This is a genomic window from Proteus sp. fly-1067 (assembly GCF_040139345.1).
Lineage (GTDB): Bacteria > Pseudomonadota > Gammaproteobacteria > Enterobacterales > Enterobacteriaceae > Proteus > Proteus vulgaris_B.
Map to the genome: position 1 here is coordinate 1 of NZ_JBEEUL010000143.1, position 625 is coordinate 625.

At 39.8% G+C, this 625-nt stretch carries 1 protein-coding gene; it reads left to right on the forward strand.

What is annotated here, in order from left to right:
- The coding region (locus ABN217_RS19635; RefSeq protein WP_349459911.1) for an alpha/beta hydrolase family protein at positions 1-458 on the forward strand (458 nt) is incomplete at its 5' end.
- Between the last annotated feature and the right edge of the window lie 167 nt (positions 459-625).

Consider the following 625-nt stretch of genomic DNA (forward strand, 5'->3'; position numbering starts at 1 on the left):
CGACAGACCCATCAATAGACATTAATAAGCTTGCAGATAACTCGATATTGCCTCAGTTTGATGCGGCGCAACACATGTGTGTAGGGGAGTTGGCTGCATTAAAACCATTGCCTCAGGGTAAATACTTAAAAGAGGGTGCGGATTTGGATAAGGTTAAACGGTTTTTATTAGCACAAGATCCATCCTCCTTAAAATTAAATGTGCCGGTTTTACTCATCCAAGGCTCAGAAGATAAAACAACAGTCACACCAGAAACAACGAAACAGATGATGCAGGCACTGTGCAACAGCGGCAATAACGTATTATATAAAGAATATGCAGGGCAGACTCATCGCTCGGTGATTGATGCTTCGAAGAAGAACACATTTGATTTTATACAAAAAATTAGCTCACCTGAGTTAATGAATGAAACTGTAAAAGAGAATGGGTTATTGGGCTGCGAAGCCTCTAAGCTATAAATAGAAATGACCAGCCTTGTATTGCTATATGGTAGATACAAGGCTGATAGTCAGGGTAATAATATAGCTATTCAACATCATGGTCGGTGAGCAGAGTATTGACTTGCTCTATCTGTTGTACAGCATCATTAATGATCTGGGCTATTTGGCGAGTTTGTGTTTCATTT